The 20,477-nt window shown below is 66.1% G+C and carries 16 protein-coding genes; 2 read left to right on the forward strand and 14 right to left on the reverse strand.

Going from position 1 to position 20,477, the window contains the following annotated elements:
- Nucleotides 1–341: 341 nt before the first annotated feature.
- A complete protein-coding gene (locus tag ACK1U9_RS21420) occupies nt 342–1,592 on the forward strand; it encodes a ribonucleotide-diphosphate reductase subunit beta (protein ID WP_015271500.1) in 1,251 nt (416 codons plus the stop codon).
- A gap of 197 nt (nt 1,593–1,789) precedes the next feature.
- Nucleotides 1,790–2,326, forward strand: coding sequence for a BRO-N domain-containing protein (locus ACK1U9_RS21425; RefSeq protein WP_046616229.1), 537 nt, complete (start codon nt 1,790–1,792; stop codon nt 2,324–2,326).
- Nucleotides 2,327–2,770: 444 nt separating this feature from the next.
- On the opposite strand, the gene ACK1U9_RS21430 is transcribed toward ACK1U9_RS21425, so the two are convergent.
- The 14 genes from ACK1U9_RS21430 to tssJ all read right to left on the reverse strand — a co-directional run bounded on the left by ACK1U9_RS21430 (nt 2,771) and on the right by tssJ (nt 20,444).
- A complete protein-coding gene (locus ACK1U9_RS21430) occupies nt 2,771–3,217 on the reverse strand; it encodes a hypothetical protein (protein WP_258229937.1) in 447 nt (148 codons plus the stop codon).
- Between the two features lie 46 nt (nt 3,218–3,263).
- Nucleotides 3,264–3,704 carry a hypothetical protein gene (locus ACK1U9_RS21435; protein WP_046616231.1) on the reverse strand — a complete coding sequence of 147 codons (441 nt, stop codon included), beginning with the start codon at nt 3,702–3,704 and terminating at the stop codon, nt 3,264–3,266.
- On the reverse strand, nt 3,701–4,594 hold the full coding sequence (locus tag ACK1U9_RS21440; protein WP_046616259.1) for a hypothetical protein: 894 nt from the start codon (nt 4,592–4,594) through the stop codon (nt 3,701–3,703). Before ACK1U9_RS21440 ends, ACK1U9_RS21435 begins: the two co-directional genes overlap by 4 nt.
- 126 nt (nt 4,595–4,720) lie before the next feature.
- Nucleotides 4,721–5,626 (reverse strand): type VI secretion system-associated lipoprotein TagQ, encoded by a 906-nt coding sequence (gene tagQ / locus ACK1U9_RS21445; RefSeq protein ID WP_046616232.1) that lies wholly within the window; start codon nt 5,624–5,626, stop codon nt 4,721–4,723.
- A 72-nt stretch (nt 5,627–5,698) separates the two neighbouring features.
- Nucleotides 5,699–7,495, reverse strand: coding sequence for a formylglycine-generating enzyme family protein (locus ACK1U9_RS21450; protein WP_046616233.1), 1,797 nt, complete (start codon nt 7,493–7,495; stop codon nt 5,699–5,701).
- Nucleotides 7,488–8,690 carry an FtsX-like permease family protein gene (locus ACK1U9_RS21455; protein ID WP_085600969.1) on the reverse strand — a complete coding sequence of 401 codons (1,203 nt, stop codon included), beginning with the start codon at nt 8,688–8,690 and terminating at the stop codon, nt 7,488–7,490. Before ACK1U9_RS21455 ends, ACK1U9_RS21450 begins: the two co-directional genes overlap by 8 nt.
- Entirely contained in the window at nt 8,690–9,394 is a 705-nt protein-coding gene (locus ACK1U9_RS21460) for an ATP-binding cassette domain-containing protein (RefSeq protein ID WP_085600968.1), read from the reverse strand. Before ACK1U9_RS21460 ends, ACK1U9_RS21455 begins: the two co-directional genes overlap by 1 nt.
- On the reverse strand, nt 9,394–12,393 hold the full coding sequence (locus tag ACK1U9_RS21465; protein ID WP_196188648.1) for a serine/threonine-protein kinase: 3,000 nt from the start codon (nt 12,391–12,393) through the stop codon (nt 9,394–9,396). The genes ACK1U9_RS21460 and ACK1U9_RS21465 overlap by 1 nt, the downstream gene beginning before the upstream one ends.
- Before the next feature lie 14 nt (nt 12,394–12,407).
- Nucleotides 12,408–13,127 carry a PP2C family protein-serine/threonine phosphatase gene (locus tag ACK1U9_RS21470; RefSeq protein ID WP_046616237.1) on the reverse strand — a complete coding sequence of 240 codons (720 nt, stop codon included), beginning with the start codon at nt 13,125–13,127 and terminating at the stop codon, nt 12,408–12,410.
- On the reverse strand, nt 13,124–13,780 hold the full coding sequence (tagF, locus tag ACK1U9_RS21475; RefSeq protein ID WP_046616238.1) for a type VI secretion system-associated protein TagF: 657 nt from the start codon (nt 13,778–13,780) through the stop codon (nt 13,124–13,126). Before tagF ends, ACK1U9_RS21470 begins: the two co-directional genes overlap by 4 nt.
- Nucleotides 13,777–17,286: a type VI secretion system membrane subunit TssM gene (gene tssM, locus ACK1U9_RS21480; protein ID WP_449110169.1), complete on the reverse strand. Its 3,510-nt coding sequence runs from the start codon at nt 17,284–17,286 to the stop codon at nt 13,777–13,779. The genes tagF and tssM overlap by 4 nt, the downstream gene beginning before the upstream one ends.
- A complete protein-coding gene (locus ACK1U9_RS21485; RefSeq protein ID WP_046616240.1) occupies nt 17,283–18,590 on the reverse strand; it encodes a DotU family type VI secretion system protein in 1,308 nt (435 codons plus the stop codon). Before ACK1U9_RS21485 ends, tssM begins: the two co-directional genes overlap by 4 nt.
- A gap of 6 nt (nt 18,591–18,596) precedes the next feature.
- Nucleotides 18,597–19,931, reverse strand: a complete 1,335-nt coding sequence (tssK, locus tag ACK1U9_RS21490) for a type VI secretion system baseplate subunit TssK (protein ID WP_449110170.1) — start codon at nt 19,929–19,931, stop codon at nt 18,597–18,599.
- Between the two features lie 15 nt (nt 19,932–19,946).
- On the reverse strand, nt 19,947–20,444 hold the full coding sequence (gene tssJ, locus ACK1U9_RS21495) for a type VI secretion system lipoprotein TssJ (RefSeq protein ID WP_046616242.1): 498 nt from the start codon (nt 20,442–20,444) through the stop codon (nt 19,947–19,949).
- Between the last annotated feature and the right edge of the window lie 33 nt (nt 20,445–20,477).

A 20,477-nucleotide genomic window follows, 5' to 3' on the forward strand; every position in this document is an offset into this window, starting at 1 on the left:
CAACATATAGGTTAGCGCTAAACTCTTCCCCCGTAGAAAACTACACAAGATTTCGTGAACGGACGCACGCCAGACCGGTCGAAAAAGTTACCCTCGCCCGCCAGACACGCGCCCCGATCGAAGGCGAATTCCGGTATACTTCGCCCCCTCTGAAAAGGGCACCTATCAATTGTCCCTGGCCCCTCACGAAGGCCTGGCCAGGTACAAGCCAGAACACACCAGATGTAAACGAGAGTCAGCCTCTCGAGCTGTCCATTCGCCGTTACGGGCCTTGCGTCAGGCATCACATTCTTAAAATCCAACCGGTTGCCTTAGGGCGACCCTCAAGCAGGAGCCAAACCATGCTGAGCTGGGACGAATTCGACAAGGAAGACGGCGAAGTAGCCGCCAAAGGCAACACCCCTGCGCAGGCCGCTGCCGCCGCCACCCTCGACAAGCTCGACAGCGCCGGTGGTGCCGCCGCCCTGGAAGCCCGTGCCGCCACCGCCGACGACTCCGACGCCGTCAAGCGCGCCAAGGCTGCCCTGAACGACCTCGACATCGCCGAAGGCCTGGCCGAGCTGGAAGGCTCCAGCGCCCGCGTGCGTGTTGACGAAAAGCGCATGATCAACTGCCGCGCCGACCTCAACCAGCTGGTACCGTTCAAGTACGATTGGGCCTGGCAGAAGTATCTGGACGGCTGCGCCAACCACTGGATGCCGCAAGAGGTCAACATGACCGCCGACATCGCCCTGTGGAAGAGCATGGACGGCCTGACCGAAGACGAGCGCCGTATCGTCATGCGCAACCTCGGCTTCTTCTCCACTGCCGACTCGCTGGTAGCCAACAACCTGGCCCTGGCCGTGTACCGCCTGATCACCAACCCGGAGTGCCGCCAGTACATCCTGCGCCAGGCCTTCGAAGAGGCGATCCACACCCACGCCTACCAGTACTGCATCGAGTCGCTGGGCATGGATGAAGGCGAGATCTTCAACATGTACCACGAGATCCCGTCGGTAGCGAAGAAAGCCGCCTGGGGCCTGAAGTACACCCGCGCCATCTCCGACCCGGAATTCAACACCGGCACCGTCGAAACCGACAAAGAACTGCTGCGCAACCTGATCGCCTACTACTGCGTACTGGAAGGCATCTTCTTCTACTGCGGCTTCACCCAGATCCTGTCCATGGGCCGCCGCAACAAGATGACCGGCGTGGCCGAGCAGTTCCAGTACATCCTGCGTGACGAGTCGATGCACCTGAACTTCGGTATCGACGTGATCAACCAGATCAAGATCGAGAACCCGCACCTGTGGGACGCGGCGATGAAGGAAGAAGCGACCCAGATGATCCTGCAAGGGACCCAGCTGGAGATCGAATACGCCCGTGACACCATGCCACGCGGCGTGCTGGGCATGAACGCAGCGATGATGGAAGACTACCTCAAGTTCATCGCCAACCGTCGCCTGACCCAGATTGGCCTGAAGGAAGAGTACCCAGGGACTACCAACCCATTCCCGTGGATGAGCGAGATCATGGACTTGAAGAAAGAGAAGAACTTCTTCGAGACCCGCGTGATCGAGTATCAGACTGGTGGGGCGTTGAGCTGGGATTGATATCCGAGCGAGCATAGAGAAGGCTGCCGATTGGCAGCCTTTTTTATTGGCAGGAAAAAAGCCGAAGAGGAAGCTTCCTACAAGGTTCTCATTGTGACTTTTGTATCGTCGCGATAATGTCTCTCGGCGCTTAAGAACGCTCACGCAGCGGTATTCCGTTCCCGTTAGCAGCGGCTCTCCAAATCAGGATGGCCAAGATGGACAGTTTCAATACACCTACCCTCTTCACCCGCCACAACCGCCCCCTCCACACCCTCTGGCTCGAATCCCAAGCCTGGTTCTGCGCCCACGAACTTGGCCGGCTGAGTGGTCACTTCTATGACGAACACTGCATGCGCAAGCTCGACCCGGATCAGTACCGCTCCGTGCAGTTGCTGCGCTATGGCAAGTACCAGGAAACCACGATGGTCAGCGAATCCGGGGCCTATACCTTGTTGGCGCATCACCATGTACCGGAGAACCGGCATTTGCGCTGGTGGCTGACGCATGAGGTGGTGGCGGTGCTGCGTGATCGGCAGGAGGACGGGGTGGAGGATGTTCCGCGACTGGGGCAGATGTGCTGGCCTGGGGGGCGGAGCACGACGTTGTTGTATTGGCAGAGTGAGCCTTGGGTGAGGATACGGGATATGCCGGTGGTGCTGGCAGGGGAAATGCAACAGCTGCCTCCGGTAGAGAAGCCGAAGTTGAGTTGGCGGGAGTGTGCGCAGCGGGCGCTGCGGTCGCATGGGGTTTAAGCGGCGGTTTTGCCTGGGCGGGCCTCTTCGCGGGTGAACCCGCTCCCACAGGTACTGCGCTGGCTTCGGGTTAACGCTGCACCTGTGGGAGCGGCCATGGCCGCGAACACCGGCGCAGCCGGTGCCATGCACCGCGTCGCCTGCTTCGCGGGCTTGCCCGCTCCCACAGGTACTGTGCTGGCTTCGGGTTAACGCTGCACCTGTGGGAGCGGCCATGGCCGCGAACACCGGCGCAGCCGGTGCCATGCACCGCGTCGCCTGCTTCGCGGGCTTGCCCGCTCCCACAGGTACTGCGCTGGCTTCGGGATCACGCTATACCTGTGGGAGCGGCTTTAGCCGCGAACACCGGCGCAGCCGGTGCCATACACCGCGTTGCCCGCTCCCCACAAATGCCGGTGACATCCACAGCTAGTTCATTTGCTTGCTACAACCACCACTGCCCTGCTACTTCCCCTCCCCAACCGGCTCCACCCGCTGCACCACGATCTGCATATGGGTCGCCATGTCAGTCAGTATCACTTCCCCCTCCTTGTACTCCGGGGTGATCATCAGCGAGCGGATAAAATGCTCGTTGCCGCCCTCGCGCTTTTGCACGTTCTCGAACGCCACGATGATCGTGTCGTTGCGCCAGTTGCTGATGTCGAAACCGCCCGCAGCAACGAACTCACTAATGTCGCGCTCGTCGTCGAAGACATTGGCAGGCAGGATCAGCAAGCGGTCCTTGAGAAACACTTCATAGTACTGACGTGGCCCCACCGGCCAGTTGTGCGCCACCACGTGCTCGATGCGCCAGTGATGGACATTGTTCTCATAAACCACCACGCGCTCGACCTTGTGCCCGTTGCACGCAGCAAGCAATGGCAACAGCAAACCAGCGAACCCGATACGCATGCAGCGCAAATTCATCCAGAAGCCTCGTCACATCAGCGAAAACACATTACTTGGCAGCTTTCGCCGCCTGGCGGTTGGCCCTGCGCGTCTCCCGGTAGCCGAGCAGGCGCGCGCGCATTTCCCGGTAGCGCTGGGTATTGATGACCAGCAAGGCCAGCAGCCCGAACAGCAGAACCGAGACGTAACCGCCCATGTGCGGCCGGTAGCCGTAGCTGGGCAACGCGGCCAATACCGCCAGCCCGTTCAGCCCGATCAGCCCCCACAGGCCCCAAGCGTAGCCACGCACCAGGGCGATATGCGAAGCAGCGCTCACCATCCCTGCCAGCGCCAACGCCAGTACCGACAGCGACCGGTCCGGGCTGCGCAGATAAGTGGAGAACACCAGCGAAACACAGCCGCCAATGGCAAAGCAGGACAGCATGAACTCGGCGATGAATATGCCGAAATAGCGGGAAAGAAATGCTTGCAGCTCCTGGCCATGGGTCATTCGTCAATTTCCTCGTAAAGCCCCACGGCAACCGATTGCACGAAGCTACTGCTGCCAAAGCCCGACAAGCCGCCTATCGAGTCTTTGATCAAGGTACGCGTGGCATGCTGAATTTCGGTAGGGGTAAAGCGTTTGATCGCAGTACCCGCCGCTTGCTTCAACTTGAGCTGCTTGGCGGTGAGCGACGGATGCTTGATGAGCAGAAGCTCCTCGGCCAGCGCCTTGCGTTGCTGCCGCGACAGGCTATGGAACAGCTCCCTCCAGCCCTTGCCGGTCGCCGCTTTGCGAGCCTGCAGGAACCGCACGGTGTTCAGGCTCGATGCGCCCACACCTGCCAGCGCGACGCCGTCCAGTATGCTCATCACGGTCTGGACCGTGTCGTTACTGTCGAGCCAGTCGTTCTGCCCTGGGTCGAACACTTCGTTGAACACTCGGTACCCGCCCATCATGCACTGCCCGGTACCCGCAGCCGCGGCGGCATAACCGACCGCCGTCAACACCATGCTGGCGCCGCCAGTGAACGGTACGGCAATGGTGCCACTGAACATGACGACCCAACCAAGGTAGGCCGAGAGGCAACCCAAACTGGCGTTCACGGCCTCTGCCATCACCTTGCGCTCACGCGCGCCGGTTTGCAGCTGGGTCATGAACTGTTCAGGCGACTTGTAAGGTGCTGCCTCCTGCAGAATCACACGCTTGGGCGCAATGCTGCAGATAGGCTTGAATTCGCGCAGGACGATCACGTTGTACTCGGCATCGATATAGACAACACCAGCACCCACGATACCCGGGTCGGCATCGATGGCCCTGAACAGCTTCTGCTGGTCGACGGTCAACAACAGCCGCTGACGGGCCATTTGCTGCCGATAGCCGCCCAGGGCGCCGGACATCAGATCAGTCACGACAACTCTCCTTGAATCGTAAAGCCGCTGCGCCGGCTCACGCACGGCCCAGGCAGGTCAGGCGACCTGCGCGAGGGCTGCACGTGCACCAGCGCGAGCGCAACGGTGCGTGGATTACACGTTCGGGCAAGGCACCGGCGCCCAGTCACCCATGTCGGGGCTGCGGCACATCTTGTTGACCTGGTCGACGCCGGCATTGGCCACCTGTTGGGCCTCGGCTTTCTTGGTAGTAGCCTTCTGCAGGGTCTTCTCGGTGGCGACAGCCTCTTGCGGCACGTTCTTGTTCACCTTGACGGCCTGGGTCTTCTTCTTGCCAGTGGTGGTCTTCGGCGGCTCAGCCACGGTTGCCACATCGGTACGAGCCACACCGACCTGCTTGAGGTCCTGCTCGTAGGCCTGGGTGTAATTGTCGAGGTTTTCCGCAACACGGCCATTGACGGTGGCCAACAGCTTGTTCGACTCCTGCAGGCCCGAGACGATCTCGGCCAGGCGCTTGCGCCCTTCGGTGTCGTTGATGCGGTTGGCCTTGCGGCCGTCGATCAGGCTGGTGAACTCACGCTGGTAGCAGCTCTGCGAAGCCTTGGCATAGGCCGTGGTGCGGTCCAGGTCGGCAGCGCTCTTGTCGATGTCGGTGGCGTACGAGGCAATGCGCTGCTTGTCGTCACTGATCTGCTTCTGGCGCTCGGTGTAGTAACCGGCCGCACCGCCCACCAGGGCACCACCCGCCGCACCGATGGCGGCGTTGCGGCCGCGGTTGTCGCCGTCGACCAGGGCGCCGGTCAAGGCACCGCCGAGGGCCCCGATGACGGCGCCTGTGGCAACCGAGCGGGTCATGTCACCGTCGGTGGAGCGCAGGTGCTGCACAGGCTCGTAGCAGCTCGGGTAGTACTCGACCTTGGTCGTGGCACCAACCTTGGATACCGGGGAGCTGGAGCAGCCCGCCAGCAGCACGGTGCTGAAACCGGCAGCGAGCAGCAGGGCGGAACGGGCATGGGTAGCCGTGAAGATGGTCTTGGACATGTCACTTTCTCACGTGGGGTGGTTAAAACGGGGGGCTTCATGCCGCCCCGCGGTTGCGTCAGGCAGAAGCCACTACGAAGGCCGCGCGGCGGCCGATGCCAGGAGCTCCTTGAGGATCGTCGCCGGGTCGGCCCGCCGGTTCTGGCGGTACTCCCCAACGTGGCGAACGAACAGGGTCGCGCGGCTTACCAGGCTCTTGCCCAGGACCGGCTTGCGGTTGAGTTCTTCCTTTACCCGCTGGAACTGCGCCTGGATCACCGCGTCGGTGTAGCGCGTACCACTGGCCAGGTTGTCGATGTAGATCGCCACGGCGCCATCGAGGGCGGCGCGGCCGTTGGCGATGGCTGCGGCATACATGCTCACGGTGGTCTGGTCGCCACGCGCCTTCGCCTCGGCCTGGGTGTTGCGCAGGTTGGTCAGGCGAATGTTGTAGTTGTTGATGGTCTCGGCCACCAGCGCGGCGGACTGGATAAGGTTGCCGGCAGCTTCTTCGCGCTGGCGGCCGATCAGCGAAACGCTGCGCTTGAGTTCTTCGTTGACCAGCCCCAGCTCGGCCTGCTGGCGCGGGTCGGCGGTGGCGGCGATGATGCTGTCCAGGCGCTTGGTCGGGTCCTGTACGGCATCGATATCGTCGGTCAGGCTGGCCAGGCGCCCTTCCTTCTGCCACTGCTCGAACAGTTCCTGGTAACGCGAACGGGGTGCCGACAAGGCGCCGATGGCCACCCGGAAGCCCGTGGTCTCGTTGCGCTGCTCGGTACCGTCAGCGCCGAACAGCGGGTACTCGCGGCGCATGCCGGTAAACAGCGTGCCCTCGCCTTCCAGGTAGTTGCCGCCCTTGACCACAAAGCCGCCATAGGCGCCTTGCAAGCGGCCGGCATGCACCAGCTGGAACGACTCCTGAACCATTTCGGCGGCATTGCCGATCACATCGAACAGCCCCAGCGGGTTCGGCAGCCGGGTACCGATCGGCATCAGGCGTGCGGCCTGCCCGGTGCCGCCAGCCACCTGGTTGAACACCGCCCAGTCGCCGAGCGGCCCGTCGCTGTCACTGCCCTGGACCTTGCGCGGGAACAGTCGCCCTTCCAGCTCCTGTCGGCTGACCGCAGAGCCACCACGGGCAGCGAACTCCCACTCCACTTCAGTGGGCAGGCGCACGAAACCGACCCCGCCGTCCTCGGCCTTGCTGCCCCGGCCACTGACCGGCAGCAGGTCGCGGTGATGCTTGAGCAACCAGGCGCTATACACCGCGGCAAAGCGCTCGGCCTCGAAGCGCGACAGCTTGACCTTGGGCAGGCGCCCGGCCGCCGTGGTATCGGGCTGGCAGGCCGGCGGCGCCTCGCCGCTGGCCAGCGACTGGGCCTGAGCCATCACCTGGGCGTACTGCCGGGCGCTGACCTCGTACTTGCCAATGAAATACATCATCGGCTTGAGCGGGCCAGCCTGGTCGAGTTCGGGCAGGTTGGGGGCGACGGCCTTCTGCCAGGCGGGCGAAAGGTCCTGGAGGCTGAACTGGCCATTGATGAAGTCACGCCGATAACCGGAAATGAACGACTGCTGGTAGCCGGCCTCACCCTCGCTGAACGGGTAGCCGAGGTTGACCTCGCGGTCGTCCAGGCTGCCCTGGGCCAGCACATAGACGCTACGCAGCACCAGTTCGCCGCCGCATGGCAGCGGCAGGCTGACGTCGCCTGGCAAAGGCTTGGGGTTGTCCAGCTTGCTGGTGTCGACCGGCTGTGCCGGGGCGCTGGCGGCAGCGGCGTTGGCCGGCTTGGCCGACTTGGCAGGCGGCTCGTCGGTACCCGGCGAACAGGCCGCCAGGCCCAGCGTTGTCAGAAGCAGGGCCGCAGCCCCCAAGCGAAGTTCAGACATCACGGATTCCTTGACTGGCATCGATGCGCGTCACCCGCCAGCCGCCCAGGGCAGCAGCGGCTGTGCTGGCCAGCAGCACCGCAGACAACGCAACGAAGTAATGCATGGGCAACAGATGGCTGGCGTATTCGCCTGGCACCTGCGTGAAGATCCGGTTAAGGCCCTGCTCGGCCAGCAGGTACAGAGCGGCGGCAACTGCGGCCGCCAGCACGCCGCTGTACAGCGCCTGCAGCACCACGAACAGCAGCAGCGCGGCCGTGCCGAACCCCAGCAGGCGCAGCACCGCCAGCTCACGCTGCTTGCGCTGTACCGCCGCCACCGCGCCAGCGGCGACGGCTGCCACGGCACCGGCCACGGCCAGGCTGGTGATGATCCAGAACAGCAGGTCCAGGTTGCGGCTCAGGGCCTGCACCTGGGCGATCTGCGCAGCCTGGGTCGATACCAGCCACCTGCGTTCGGCAAAGTAGGTGCGCAGCGTCTCGACATCAGCCAGCCCACGGGCATACAGGCGAAACGCCGGGTATATCCGCTGCGCATCAGTGCCTGCGCCCTCGCCCGGCCAGCCCAGCGCCGGCACGCCGCGCCCGTCGCGGTAGTCTTCGACCGCTTCGAGCAGGGCCAGGGAAGCAAACAGGCCATCGCGCTCGAACGCCGTCAACGGCAGCACGGCGGCTACCTGCAGGCGCGTCTGGCGCCATTGCACCTGGCCGGCCTGCTGCCGGCTGAAGCTGGCCTGCAGCTCATCACCGGCAGCGGCACCGAGCTTCTCGGCAGCGGTAAAGCTCAGTACCACCTGCTGCAAGCCCTGCGGCGGTGGCACCTGTTGCAACAAGGGGTCACCGGCAGCGGTCGGCAGCATCTCGACGGTTACCGCACGCCCCTTGGCAGGCAGCAGCAGCTCTGCAGTGGCGGCGATCTGCCGGGTCCGCGCGATGGCGAAAGCGACGTCCGGGCGCTGCCCCAGGGCATCGATGAAATCGGCACGGAAACGGCCACCGCCCAAGGGAATGATCTCGCGTACGCTCGGGTCGCGTTGCAGGCGCTCGGTCAGGCTGCCGACCAGGCCGAACTTGAGCCCGAACAGCACCAGCAACGGCGCGATCACCGCGACCAGCGCCAGCACGCTGCACGCCGACAGCCGCGCATCGTTGCGGTAGTCCTGCCAGGCCAGGCCGGCGATCAGCCACGGGCGCATCAGACGGCCTGCGCCAAGGTGGCGGTGACGCCGCCGTCGGCATCGCGCCGGCAGGCCATGCGCAGCACGCTCAACCCGGCCCGGCGTGCCAGCGCTTCGTCATGGGTGGCGAGCACGCAGGTCACCTGGCGCGCCTGTGCTTCGCGCAGCAGCAACTGCATGACCCGCTCGGCGTTCACCGGGTCCAGCGCAGCGGTAGGCTCGTCGGCCAGCAACAAGGCCGGCGCATGCGCCAGGGCCCGGGCGCAGCTGACCCGCTGACGTTGCCCCAGCGACAACGCGGCGGGCTTCTTGGCCAGCTGGTCATGCACATCCAGCGCCTCGGCCAGGCGTTCGACGCTGCCGTCCTCGCCCAGCCCCAACAGCTGCCGTGGCAGGCGGATATTGCCACGCACATCGAGGAAACCGAGCAACCCACCGGCCTGCAGCACATAGCCCAGCTGGCGGCTGCGCAGCGCCGCCAACTGATCGAGGCGGCGCTGGCGCCACAGGCCAGCCACATCGGTGCCGGCGAAGACGAAGCCCTCGGCGGCATCCGGCGCCAGCACCAGCGCCAGCAGGTCGAGCAAGGTACTCTTGCCGCAGCCGCTGGGGCCGACCAGCGCCACCCGTGCCCCTGCAGCCAGCTGCAGCCGGTCGATCTGCAGGCTGTAGCGCTGGGCCCCCTGGCCGCGCGTCTTGCGCACCGCGTGCAGGCTGATCATCACGGCAACGTCGACAGCGGTACACGGTACAGGGCATCGCCCGGCTCGGCCTTGCCGAAGCGCACCCAGTTGGCCATGTCGTTGTGGAAGGTTTCGTACAGACGGATCTTCGAGTCCAGTTCGTCGATGAAATCCTCCTGTTCGGCCACCGACAACGACAGCCACAGGTCCTCGGTCATGCTCAGGGACTTGCTGCGGTACGGCAGGCCTTCGAGGTATTCGCCCAGTACCCCGCCCTGGGCCAGGTTTGCGCCCTTGCGCAGAGCGCCCGGGTCGCGGCTCATGTAGGCGCTCGCGCTGGCGATCTCGTTGAAGAAATCACCCGGCGAACTGCGGGTCTTGCGCGCGGCGTCGACGATCAGCTTCAGCGACTGCTGCAGGTCATTGAGTTGCAGCTTGGTCAGCATCACGCACACCTGCAGGCTCGGCAACGCCGGGTTGGCCAGGTCATGGTCGGCGGCCCAGGCGCTGACCAGTTGCGGCGCCTGGCTGGCGCCGTTACGGCCGAGGAAGTCCATGTGCATGGCATAACCGATTGCCTGGGACTTCGCCGCCAGGCTCGCGCCCGAACCCAACTGGGGCAACGGCTGTGGCTGTTGTTCACGCACCTGGTGCACCAGTTCGGCGAACGTCGAGCCGATCTCGCGCACGCGCTCGCCAAAGGCGCCCACATCGCCGCCCGGCACCCCCACGTACAGGTCACCGATCTGTGGGTTGCTGTCGGCAGTGAGTACGCGGTACTGGCTTTCCGCAGCACCATGGTTTTTCGCGCCGGCCGGGGTACGCAGGTGCAGGGCGTAGATCCTGATCTGCTTGCTCAACGCAGCCTGGCGAACCTCGGCCTCGTTCATCTGTGTGCTGCTGTAAGGGTCGTTCTTGCGCAGGGCACCGGCATCGCTGACCAGCAGGACGATGCGCCCGCCATAGCCCGACCAGTCCATGCCCTCCACGGCCTGCATCACGCCGGCAAAGGCATCTTCGTTGAACGAATGGCTGGAGACGCTGGTGGCTTTGACCTGCGCGGCAGCCTTGAGGAAGCGCGCCGGATCGCGGCCCTCCTCCAGGCTGACCAGGGTCTTGCTCAGGTAGTCCAGGCCCGGGGTGCGCTTGACGCTGTTGCGAAAGCCCACCAGGCCGAAGCTGACGTTGTCCAGCTCGCCCTGCGCAGCCAGTTGCGCCTGCAGTTCGCTGACCACCTGGCGCACGCGGTCGATGTAGGGTTGCATCGACACGGACGTGTCGACCACCAGGACGATGCCGGTACGGAAGCGGTTGTCCGTCGCCACGGCCGCACCAGCAGCCGTGGCCGCCTGGCCGCGAACGCTGCTGCCGGGGTCGATGGAGGCGACGTTGAGCAACTGCACCGGCTGGCCGTCGGCGCCGAAGCTTTCGCGGTAGTCGAAGATCGGCATCAGGTAGAACTGGTTCTGCGGCACCGCGCTGGCGGCCGGCTCCAGGGCCAGCACCTGAGGCACCTGATCGGGCTCGTTCTGCGCCTTGAGCAGGTCGGCACGGGCCTTGCCGGTGTCATCGAGCAGCTGCTGCAGGTCGTCGGCCTGGCGCATGAACATCACCGGTGAACGGCCGGAACGCTCGGTGAACTTCAGTACCAGGCTTTGCTTCCAGTCGCTGGTCTGTGCAGCCGGCAACCAGCCGTCGCGCTGGCCGCTGCTGGAGGCGCCCACTTCCAGCCATGGCTGGCCATCGATGTCCTTGCGCTGGTACACGTACAGTACCGAGAACGCCGGCAATGGCTCACCCGCGCTGTCACCGGGCCGTGCCCGCAATTGCGCTTCGGGCTTGGTCAGCACGCGTTGGAACAGGGTTTTCTTGCCCGGCATCAGCAAAGGCCGGCCGTCTTCGCTGGCAGCTGGCGGCGGAGTGGTTGCCGTAAGCGGATCGCTCGCGGTTTGCACCACCGGTGGCTGCGCAGCCGGTTGGTCGCTGCCACTACGCAACCAGAAGAAGGTCGCGCCCAGGCCCAGCGCCGCGGCGATGGCCACGGCCAGCAAGGCCTTGGCCGGCATGCCCGAGGCTGGTTTCGGCGGCGCAGCAGGCCCGGACCGCGACGGCTGCGTTGCAGGCGCGGGTGAGGCGACCGGCTCGGCCGCGACCTGCGGAATATCGATGGATACCGGCGTCAGCCCGCCAAGGTCGGCCTTGCCCGGCATCGCGACCGGCAAAGGCCGGATCACCGTGGTGTCCTGGTCATCGGCAGGCAAGCGGTCGAGTGCAGCCAGCAACGCGTCGGCATCGGCAAAGCGGTGATCAGGGTCCTTGGCCAGCAGCTTGCGCAGGATGTCCTGGTAGCGCCCGTGCTCGATGGGCAGCTCCGGCAGGGGCTCGGTCAGGTGGGCCAGTGCGGTCGACAACGCATCGGTGCCACGGTAGGGCAGCTCGCCGACAAGGATCTCGTACAGCACCACCCCAAGCGCATACAGGTCGGCGCGGCCATCGATGTCCATGCCCCGCGCCTGCTCCGGGCTCATGTAGCTCGGGGTGCCGACGGCGAAGCCAGCCTGGGTGAACTGGGTGCGGTCATCCAGCGACTTGGCGATGCCGAAGTCCGAGAGCACTGCCGTGCCGTCGGCGCGGAACAGGATGTTGGCCGGTTTCACGTCGCGGTGCACCAACCCCTGGCCGTGGGCATAACCCAGCGCCTGGGCGATCTGCCGCACGTACAGCAAGCCCTGCTCGGGGGCAAGCCCGGCGGCGATGCGCTCCTTGAGGGTCCCGCTGGGCAGGTACTCCATGGCCATGTAGTACAGCTCGCCGACGTTGCCGATGTCATGGATGGTGGCGATGTGCGGGTGCGCCAGCCGCGCCAAGGTGCGCCCTTCGCGCAGGAAGCGCTCGCAGAAGGTGGGGTCGGCGGCAAGGCTCGCGGCCATCACCTTCAGCGCCACCTTGCGCTGCAGCGAGCGCTGGGTGGCCAGATAGACACTGGCCATGGCGCCCTGGCCAATCTCGCTGTCGATGTCGAATCCGGGAATCTGCATGTTCGGTGTGCTCTTCAATTCGCCTTCACCACCACGGCGGTGATGTTGTCAGGGGCGCCACGGGTCAGCCCCAGGTGCACCAGGCTGCGAACCACTTGATAGGGGTCGGCGTGGCCGAGCACGTCGGCGATCTCGTGGTCTTCGGCGGTCTTGTTCAAGCCGTCGCTGCACAGCAGATAGGTGTCGCCGGGCTTTACCTGCACATCCACCGCCTGCAGCTCAAGCTGGTCCTCGACGCCGATGGCGCGGGTGACGATGTTGCCGCGCGGGTGCACGCGGGCTTCGGCCTCGTTGAGCAGGCCGCTGTCCTGCAGTTCCTGGACGTAGCTGTGGTCATGCGACAGGCGCTCGATGCAGCCATCGCGCAGCCGATACAGCCGGCTGTCCCCGGCCCACAGGCCTACGGCGCGGTCCCCACGGGCCGCCAGGACCACCACCGTGCTGCCCATCATCGCCACGCCCCGGCGCAAGGTCTCCTCGCGCACGGCGCGGTTTACCCGTGCCAGGGTGTCACGCAGGGCCTGGGTGAAATCCTCCAGCCCATCGACGAGCGGCAACTGGCGCAGGCTGTCCACGGCCAGGCTGCTCACATAGTCACCGGCGGCATGCCCACCCATGCCGTCGGCAACGGCCCACAGGCCATCCCAGGTCAGCTCCAGGCAGGCGTCTTCGTTGATCTTGCGGACCATGCCTACATGGCTGTAACTGGCCGCGCTGTAGTGCACCCGGCTCATGCTGGTATTGCCTCGCTGCCCAGCAGGAACGCGGCGAACTGGTCGCTGCGCGGCAGGCCCTGGCTACGCAGCAGGCCAGGTGCGATCCGCTCGCTGCCCAGCCCCCACCACAGGCTCATGCCTTCGCAGGCGCATTCGGCCAGTGCCAACGCCCTGCCCTGCGGTGTGATGCCGTCCAGCCGCTGCAACCCGCCCACGGCCACACGTGCCCCCTGCAGCAGCGGCCGGGGTTGGTCGAAAGGCTGCAAGGCTGCCTCGAAGTGCTCGAAGGCTGCATCCGCTTCAAGCGTGCCCAGCAACGCCGCCTCGACACCTTCGAACCACTCATCGGCCCCGCCAACGATGCCTGCGATCGCCACCCCGGGCTCCAGCACCTGCGCCACGCTCAGCGGAAAATACCGCCCCACCCGGTCAATGCTCGGCATCAGCACGCCAACCACCGCATCCGGGCCACACACACCAGGCGCCAGGGCAAAGCGCCACAACGGGCTGACCAGGTAGGCCTGCAGCCAGGCCTCGCCAAGCGCCTGCTGGCTGGCCTGGATACCGGCGGCCAGCCACTGGTCCCAGGGCTGGATGAAGGTCTGCGGCAAGCCACGGCTGACGAAGTCGCCGCGGCAGGCCAGTTTTCCGTAGAAACCCACGTCGTTCACAGATGCTCCGGCAGGCTGAAACCGCTGACCACTCGGCTGCGGAACGGGTTGAAAGCGCTGCTGGCACGCAGCTCGTACGACACGCTGGCGCCATCCACGCGCAAACGCAGGTTGAAACGCTCCGGCGAGCTGCCAGCCACCAGGTCGGCCTGGTCGAGCAGGCGGAACCACGCCCATGGGCCCTCCACGGTCAGCCCCGAACGGCCACTGGCCGATGGCGGCGCGATCGACAGGCGAACCACGCCGATGCTGTTCGGGTTGGGCCACTGCAACGCCACCGGGCGGCTCGGGCCGTGGTCGTAGCTGACCTGCTGACCGTCCAGATCGAGCAGGAACTGGGTGATGCTGGCGTCCATCGCCACCGGCTTGAGCTCGAAACGCACGCTTGGCTGCAGGCCGTTACCGCTGCGGAAGAACGCATCGCGGATGGTCGCCGCGCGCTGGAAGGTGTACAGCACATTGCCGCTGATCCCGAGTTTCTGCGCAGCGCCCGGCTGCCAGCTCCAGGGCGTGCTGGAAGTATTGACGTAGGGCTGCAGGTACTTGCGGAAGTAGTTGTCCATCACCCCGCCGACCCCGAAGAACTGGCCGAAGTCTTCCAGGGTGGCGTCACGCGAACTGCCGGCCACCAGCGGGTAGCGGCCGCTGAGCGACTGGCGGTAGACATTCAGCACTTCGCTGGCCCAGGCGGCATTGAGCTGGTTACGCACCCCGCCCATGACGATGCCATGGGTCGAGCCGAGTACCGAACTGACCAGGTTCTGCACCACCCTGGGCTGGCGCGCCGCACCCAGGGCTACCCGTTGCGCCGCAGCCTGGGCCTGGTTCTTGGCTTCGCCGAGCAAGGCATCGCCGCTGGCACCGACCATGGCGCTGACCTGCACGTACAGCGCATTGAGGTCGGTGAGCAAGCCGTCGATGGCGGCGGGCTGGCCTTCGCCGCTGCCAACCAGCGCGGCCAGTTCGGCGAAGTGCGCGGTCACCGGGTCCTGCGTACGGGCTGCTGGGCTGTCAACGGGTAGCGGCGCGTCGCCGAGCAGCCCGCCAAGGCGCTGGCGCAACTGGTCGACACCGGCCTGCTCGGCCTTGTCCTGGGCCTTGTCGAGCGTGGTCGGCTGCGCCAGGTTGGTTTCACGGGCCACCGCCTGCAGCAGCTGCTTCAGCGGCGAGGTCGGCCCGGACAGCACCCGCAACACATCGGCGGCTTGGCCAACGCTGGTGACAGGCACGACGTCCAGGTCGTCGAGCAGGGCATCCCAGTGACGGATGTAATCCTGGTAGTAGAGTTGTTGCACATCATCGGCCAGGCGTTTGGCATCGCCCGCTTCGCCCGGCGTGCGGCCCAGCACCCAGCGCTCCTCGGCCAGCGTGGTGCTCTGCGCCAGGCTGGCGGCGAGAAATGCCTGCCGGTAGCCCTGAACGGTGAACAGCCCCGGCAGCGGCTCGCTCAGCGGCTTGCCGCTCTTGAAGCGAAACACCAGGGCTGCATCGCGCCCGGCGGCGTCGCTGACGCGGAAGTCTTCGACCCCGCCTGGCAGCTTCTGGCGCTTGACCCGGTCGTAAACACGCTGGGCCACCGGCAACTGCTGCAGCTGGCGACGGGTGTCGTCGATCAGGCGCTGGTCCAGGCGTGCGTTCGGCGGACGTTTCTCGAACAGCGCCGCCAGGTGCTGCCCCAGGGCTTGACGCAGGTCAGGCGCAAGGTCGCGGGGTAACTGGCGCTCCCAGTCGAGGGTGATCCAGGCCTTGATGAAGTCTGGGTCGTAATGCTCGGCATCGGCCAGCATCAGGTAGGCCTTGAGCCCTTCGTAGAGGTAGTCGGACGGCCCCCCGGCATACAGCTGTTCCTCGATGCGGGTGACCAGGCGAGGGGCGAAAATGGCGATCAGCAGCTTGCGGTAAAGGCTCAGCGATTCGCTTTCGAGCATGTCGCCCTGATACAGGCCCAGACCCTCGGCCCAGCTGGGAGGGTTGTCGGCCAAGTGGCGGACGGCGTTGAGCAGCGGCAGCACGTCGACCACGTTGCGCTGCGCAGGGCTCAGGCCTTGCACGCTCTTGCCCAGTGGCTGAAGGCGGCTGTCGACCTCGGCGATGTATTGCTGGTTGGCCCGGTAACTGAGGGCCCACAAGGTCCCGACCAGCAGCACCAGGGCTACGCTCAGGGCCAGCGCACCACGGGCGATCCAACGGCGCCGCCGCTCCACCTTGGGGTTGCTGCCGACCAGGCCGCGCTCGGCGAAGGCCACGGCAGTGAACAGCCGCTCGATGAAATAGCTGCGCCCGCTACCGCTCTGGCGTGCCAGGTGCGCACGGTCAAGGCCCATGCTCTGGGCCATGCTGCCGATCAGTCGGTCGATGGGGCTGCCTTCCTGGGTACCGCTGGTGAAATACACACCGCGCAGCAACGCCCGTGCCTCGAAGGCGTTGGGCTTGAAGATGCCGTCGAGGAAAGCGTGGAGGTTGCCACGCAAGGCGGCGAACTGTTGCACGAAACCGTAGATAAGGTCGCGTCGGGCCGGGTCGCGTTCCTGTTGCAGGCGCTCGACCAGGCGCTCGCCGAGCCGCCGTTCGAGCAATGCGAACTCGTTGTCGAACTGCGCCAACGGGCCGTCAGCGCCCTGCTCGAGGGTATCCAGCGGGAAGGTCATGCCCCATACCTGGGCGCGCTCGTCCTTGCCCAGGTTGTCGAAGAACTCCATGAAGCCCGGCACCAGGTCGAGCTTGGTCAGCATCAGGTACACCGGGAAGCGCACGCCCAGCTGGCTGTACAGCTCCTGGATGCGCGCACGGATCGCCACGGCGTGGGCGGCGCGCTCGGCGTCGCTGCCCAGCAGCAGGTCGGACAGGCTGATGGCGATGAATGCACCGTCGATAGGGCGGCGCGAGCGCTGGGTCTTGAGCAGGTCGAGAAAACCCAGCCAGGCCGCCTTGTCGACCTGGGCGTGGCTGTCCTGGGTGGTGTAGCGGCCGGCAGTGTCGAGCAGCACCGCCTGGTCGGTGAACCACCAGTCGCAGTTGCGCGTGCCGCCCACACCGCGGATGGCGCCCTCACCCAGTTGCGCCGCCAGCGGGAAGTGCAGGCCGGAGTTGACCAGCGCGGTGGTCTTGCCCGAGCCGGGCGGGCCGATGATCACGTACCACGGCAGCTCGTAAAGGTTGCGACGCTCGTCACCGCCCAGGCGGGCCTTCTTCAACAGGGCCAGGGCCTCGTCCATGCGCTGGCGCAGCGCCGCCAGCTCTTCGGTGGTGGCCACGCTGGCAGGGTCCGGGGCGGTTTCTGCGGCCAGGCTCTGCATGACCTTGGCCGCCTGCCGGCGCGCCTGCACGATGCGCCAGGCGCGATAGCCGCCCCACAGGGCGAACAACAGGACGATCAGCAGCCAGCGTGGCGTGGGCGACGCCAGCATGTCCAGCAACGGCCCGACGAACCAGATGATCAGGCTCAGGGCGATCAGGCCCAGCAGCGGGATTACCCAGCGAATGACAAAACTGAAAAACGCCTTCACTCGACGCCCTCCGCCAGAACGGTGATTTCAACCCGGCGATTCTTCGCCCGGCCCTGCGCGGTGTCGTTCGACGCCAGGGGTTCGGTGTCGCTCAGCCCTTGCGCGCTGAAGCGCTCGGGTTGCCCGGTGCGCGCGGCGAGGATGCCCTTGACCTCTTCGGCGCGCGCCTGGGACAACGCCCAGTTGGATGGGAAGCGCAACGTCGCGATGCGCTGGTTGTCGCTGTGCCCGGTGACCCGAACATTGCCCTTGACCTTGGCCACAGCCTCGGCGATGCGCAGCATCAGCGGCTGGAAATCGCCCTTGATGCTGGCGCTGGCGCTGGCGAACAGCTCGTCGCCGCGAATGGTCACCACCGAACGGTCGACCGCGTCTTCGACGGAAACCCGGCCGGCCTTGATGTCATCGGCGAGGAACCCGGCCAGGCGCGGGCGCTCAACTGGCTTGGGCTGCAGCACCGGGCGGTCCATGGCTTGTACCGGGATTTCGCCCAGTGCGTGGATACCCCGGAACACCGGCTCGGCATCGGCGGCCAGCTTCAGGCGCAGGCCGAACAGCAGCAGCAACAGCAATGCCACGGCCACCGCCAGGCCCACCCATGGCGGCACGAACTGGGCCAGGCGGTCACGGCTGACGGCCACCCCACGCCAGTGTGGCGAGAGTTCGCGCTCACGCTCGCCACGGGCGCTGCGAATTGCCGCAGCGGTGCGCTCGCGCAGCGCTTCGAGCTGGGCGCGGCCATCGTTCATGACCCGGTAGCGGCCCTCGAAGCCTAGGCTGGTGCACAGGTACAACAGCTCCAGCAGGTTGAGGCGTTCGCGCGGGCTCTGCAGGCAATGCTCCATCAGCTGGAACACCTTCTCACCGCCCCAGGCCTCGTTGTGCACCGTGATCAGCAAGCTCTGGCGGCTCCAGTCGCTGGCACTGCCCCACGGCGTGCTGAGCACCGCCTCGTCCAGCGCGGTGCACAGCGCATAGCGCGCCAGCAGCACTTCGTTGCGCACCACCCCGGCGGCTTCGGCACGGGTCTCGAACTGGCGCAGATAGGCCAGCAACTGCGCTCGCAGGCTGGCCGGCGCCGAATGAGCGATGGTGTTGCGCAGGCGGGTAAGCAAGGCCAGCAAAGGCCCGGCCGCCTGCTCGAGTGGGTTGAGACCCACGCCCTGGCCAGGCGCCAGGGGCTCGGCCGGTACCTGCAACGGTGGCGGCTGCGGCGCTGGCGCGGCGGGTTGCGGGGCAGCACGGCCACCGGGGCGCGGCATGAACTGGGTACGGTCGTTGGCCTGCGGATCGTCCGGGTGCATCACGGGTTATCCTCGAATGGCCCAGAAGGCCAGGCTCAGGCCGGGGAACTCGCCGGCGACGTAGAAGGCAAAGCCACCGGAGTGTTGCAACTGCTTCCAATGCTCGCTGCCGCGGTCGAGCTCGAAGTAGGTGGAACCGGCATGGAACGGGATCTGGCGGGGCGCCACCGGCAACGGCAACAGGCCGATGCCCGGCAGTTGCAGGTTGACCAGGTCGCGGATGTGCTCCACCGAGCCGATCTTGCTCTGCTGGCCAAAGCGGCTGCGCAGCGTCTCGCTGGGCACATCCGCACGCACCACCAGGACGAAACTGGCGCTGTCGAGCAAACTGCGGTCGGCAAGCATGCCAACGTGGATGCCGTAAGCCTTTTCGACGATGGGGATGGCCACCGCCTTGCTGTCGATCAGCGTCGACAAGGCCTCGCGCAAGGCGGCCATCACTGGTGCGAAGGTCGCCGCCAGGTCGTCGTGCTGATAGACCGGGAAGCTGTGCGGTCGGCGGCCATCGCGGGTGAAGGTGGCGAACTCGCCAGCCAGGGCCACCAGCTCGCTGTACAGCCGCTCGGGGTGCAGCGGGCTCAGCTGGTTGAGGTGCTCGACCAGCGGCTGGGCGCGGTTGACCAGTTGCAGCAGCATGAAGTCGGCAATCTCCGACGCCCCGCCATTGGCCGAGGCGACCACCCTGCCCGCCAGCGCTTCGCCACGCTGGTGCAACAGGCCCAGCAGCTCGCCGCAGAAACCGGACAGTTGTTGGCTGGCCGCCACGTCGAGTACCGGCGGGATGTAGCTGTCATCCACCACCAGCGCGCGGTCGGCGCGCTTTTCGCGGATGCGCAGCATGCCGAGGGCGGCGTAGTCGCTCAGGCCGTCCTCGCTGCGCAGCAGGCGCAGGGCGCGGCTGCCGAGGGCCAGCGGGGCACGGTTCTCGAACGGCGCGTTGTCGTCACGCACTTCGCTGACTCGGCTGATGTAACGGGCGCCAGCGAGGGCTTCGCCCTCGTCGACGGTGTCGCGGGCCCCTGCTCGCTTGAGTGGCAGCCCCAGGTGGACAACGCCATGGCGCAGATCGTCGGGCACTTCCAGCGGCGCGGGTGGCAGGTCGTCGCGGGGAATGTCGAACGGCGTGCCATCGGGCAGCAAGCCGCGGGCGCTGATAATCGCCACCTTGCCCTGGGCAAGCAGGCCCTGATCGAGCAGCAGCTCGGAGAACCCCCAGGCGGCCGCGTTCAGCGGCCGGTTGCGGGCGTCGACCAAGTGTTCGAGGTAGCGATCATGCTGTTGGAAATGCTGGGTCGTGATGAACATGCCTTCCGACCACACCACGCGATTGTTCCAGGACATGGGGACTCCGATTGCCTAGCGGGCAGGTTCAGGTTGTGGGGTGGCCACGGCGCTGCGCACGGCACGCACATCGAGGCTGATCTGATAGTCCCGCGGCGGCACCGGCAGCACGCTGCGCCACTGGGCCTGGTCGATCTCGCGGTAACCGACCACCAGGCCGATGTGGCGAGTGGCAGGGTCGAGCGGACGCTCCACGCGCAACTGCCCGCCGGGTTGCAACAGCACTTCGTCCTGGTCGATCAGGTCGGCGCCGAGGGTGGCCTGGGCGCGCTCGGCCAGGGCGAAGTAGTCGGCGCGGGCAAATGCCGCGCTGTTCTTCAACTCGTACAGGCGCACCCGTACCGGCGCAGGCGTGCCGCCAGGGCCTGGGTTCAGCCCCTCGGCGGCACTGAAATACAGGGTCACGGCTGCGCTGTCCGGTGCACTGTCGGCAGCGGGGGCAACCGGCGTGTCCTTGCTGCAGGCGGCCAGCAGCACCAGGCTCAGGGCTGCGACCAGTCTTATTGCTTTCATCCTTGTCCTCTTGACGTACCGTGGTCTTCCTGG

This window comes from Pseudomonas sp. XP1 (genome assembly GCF_053557675.1).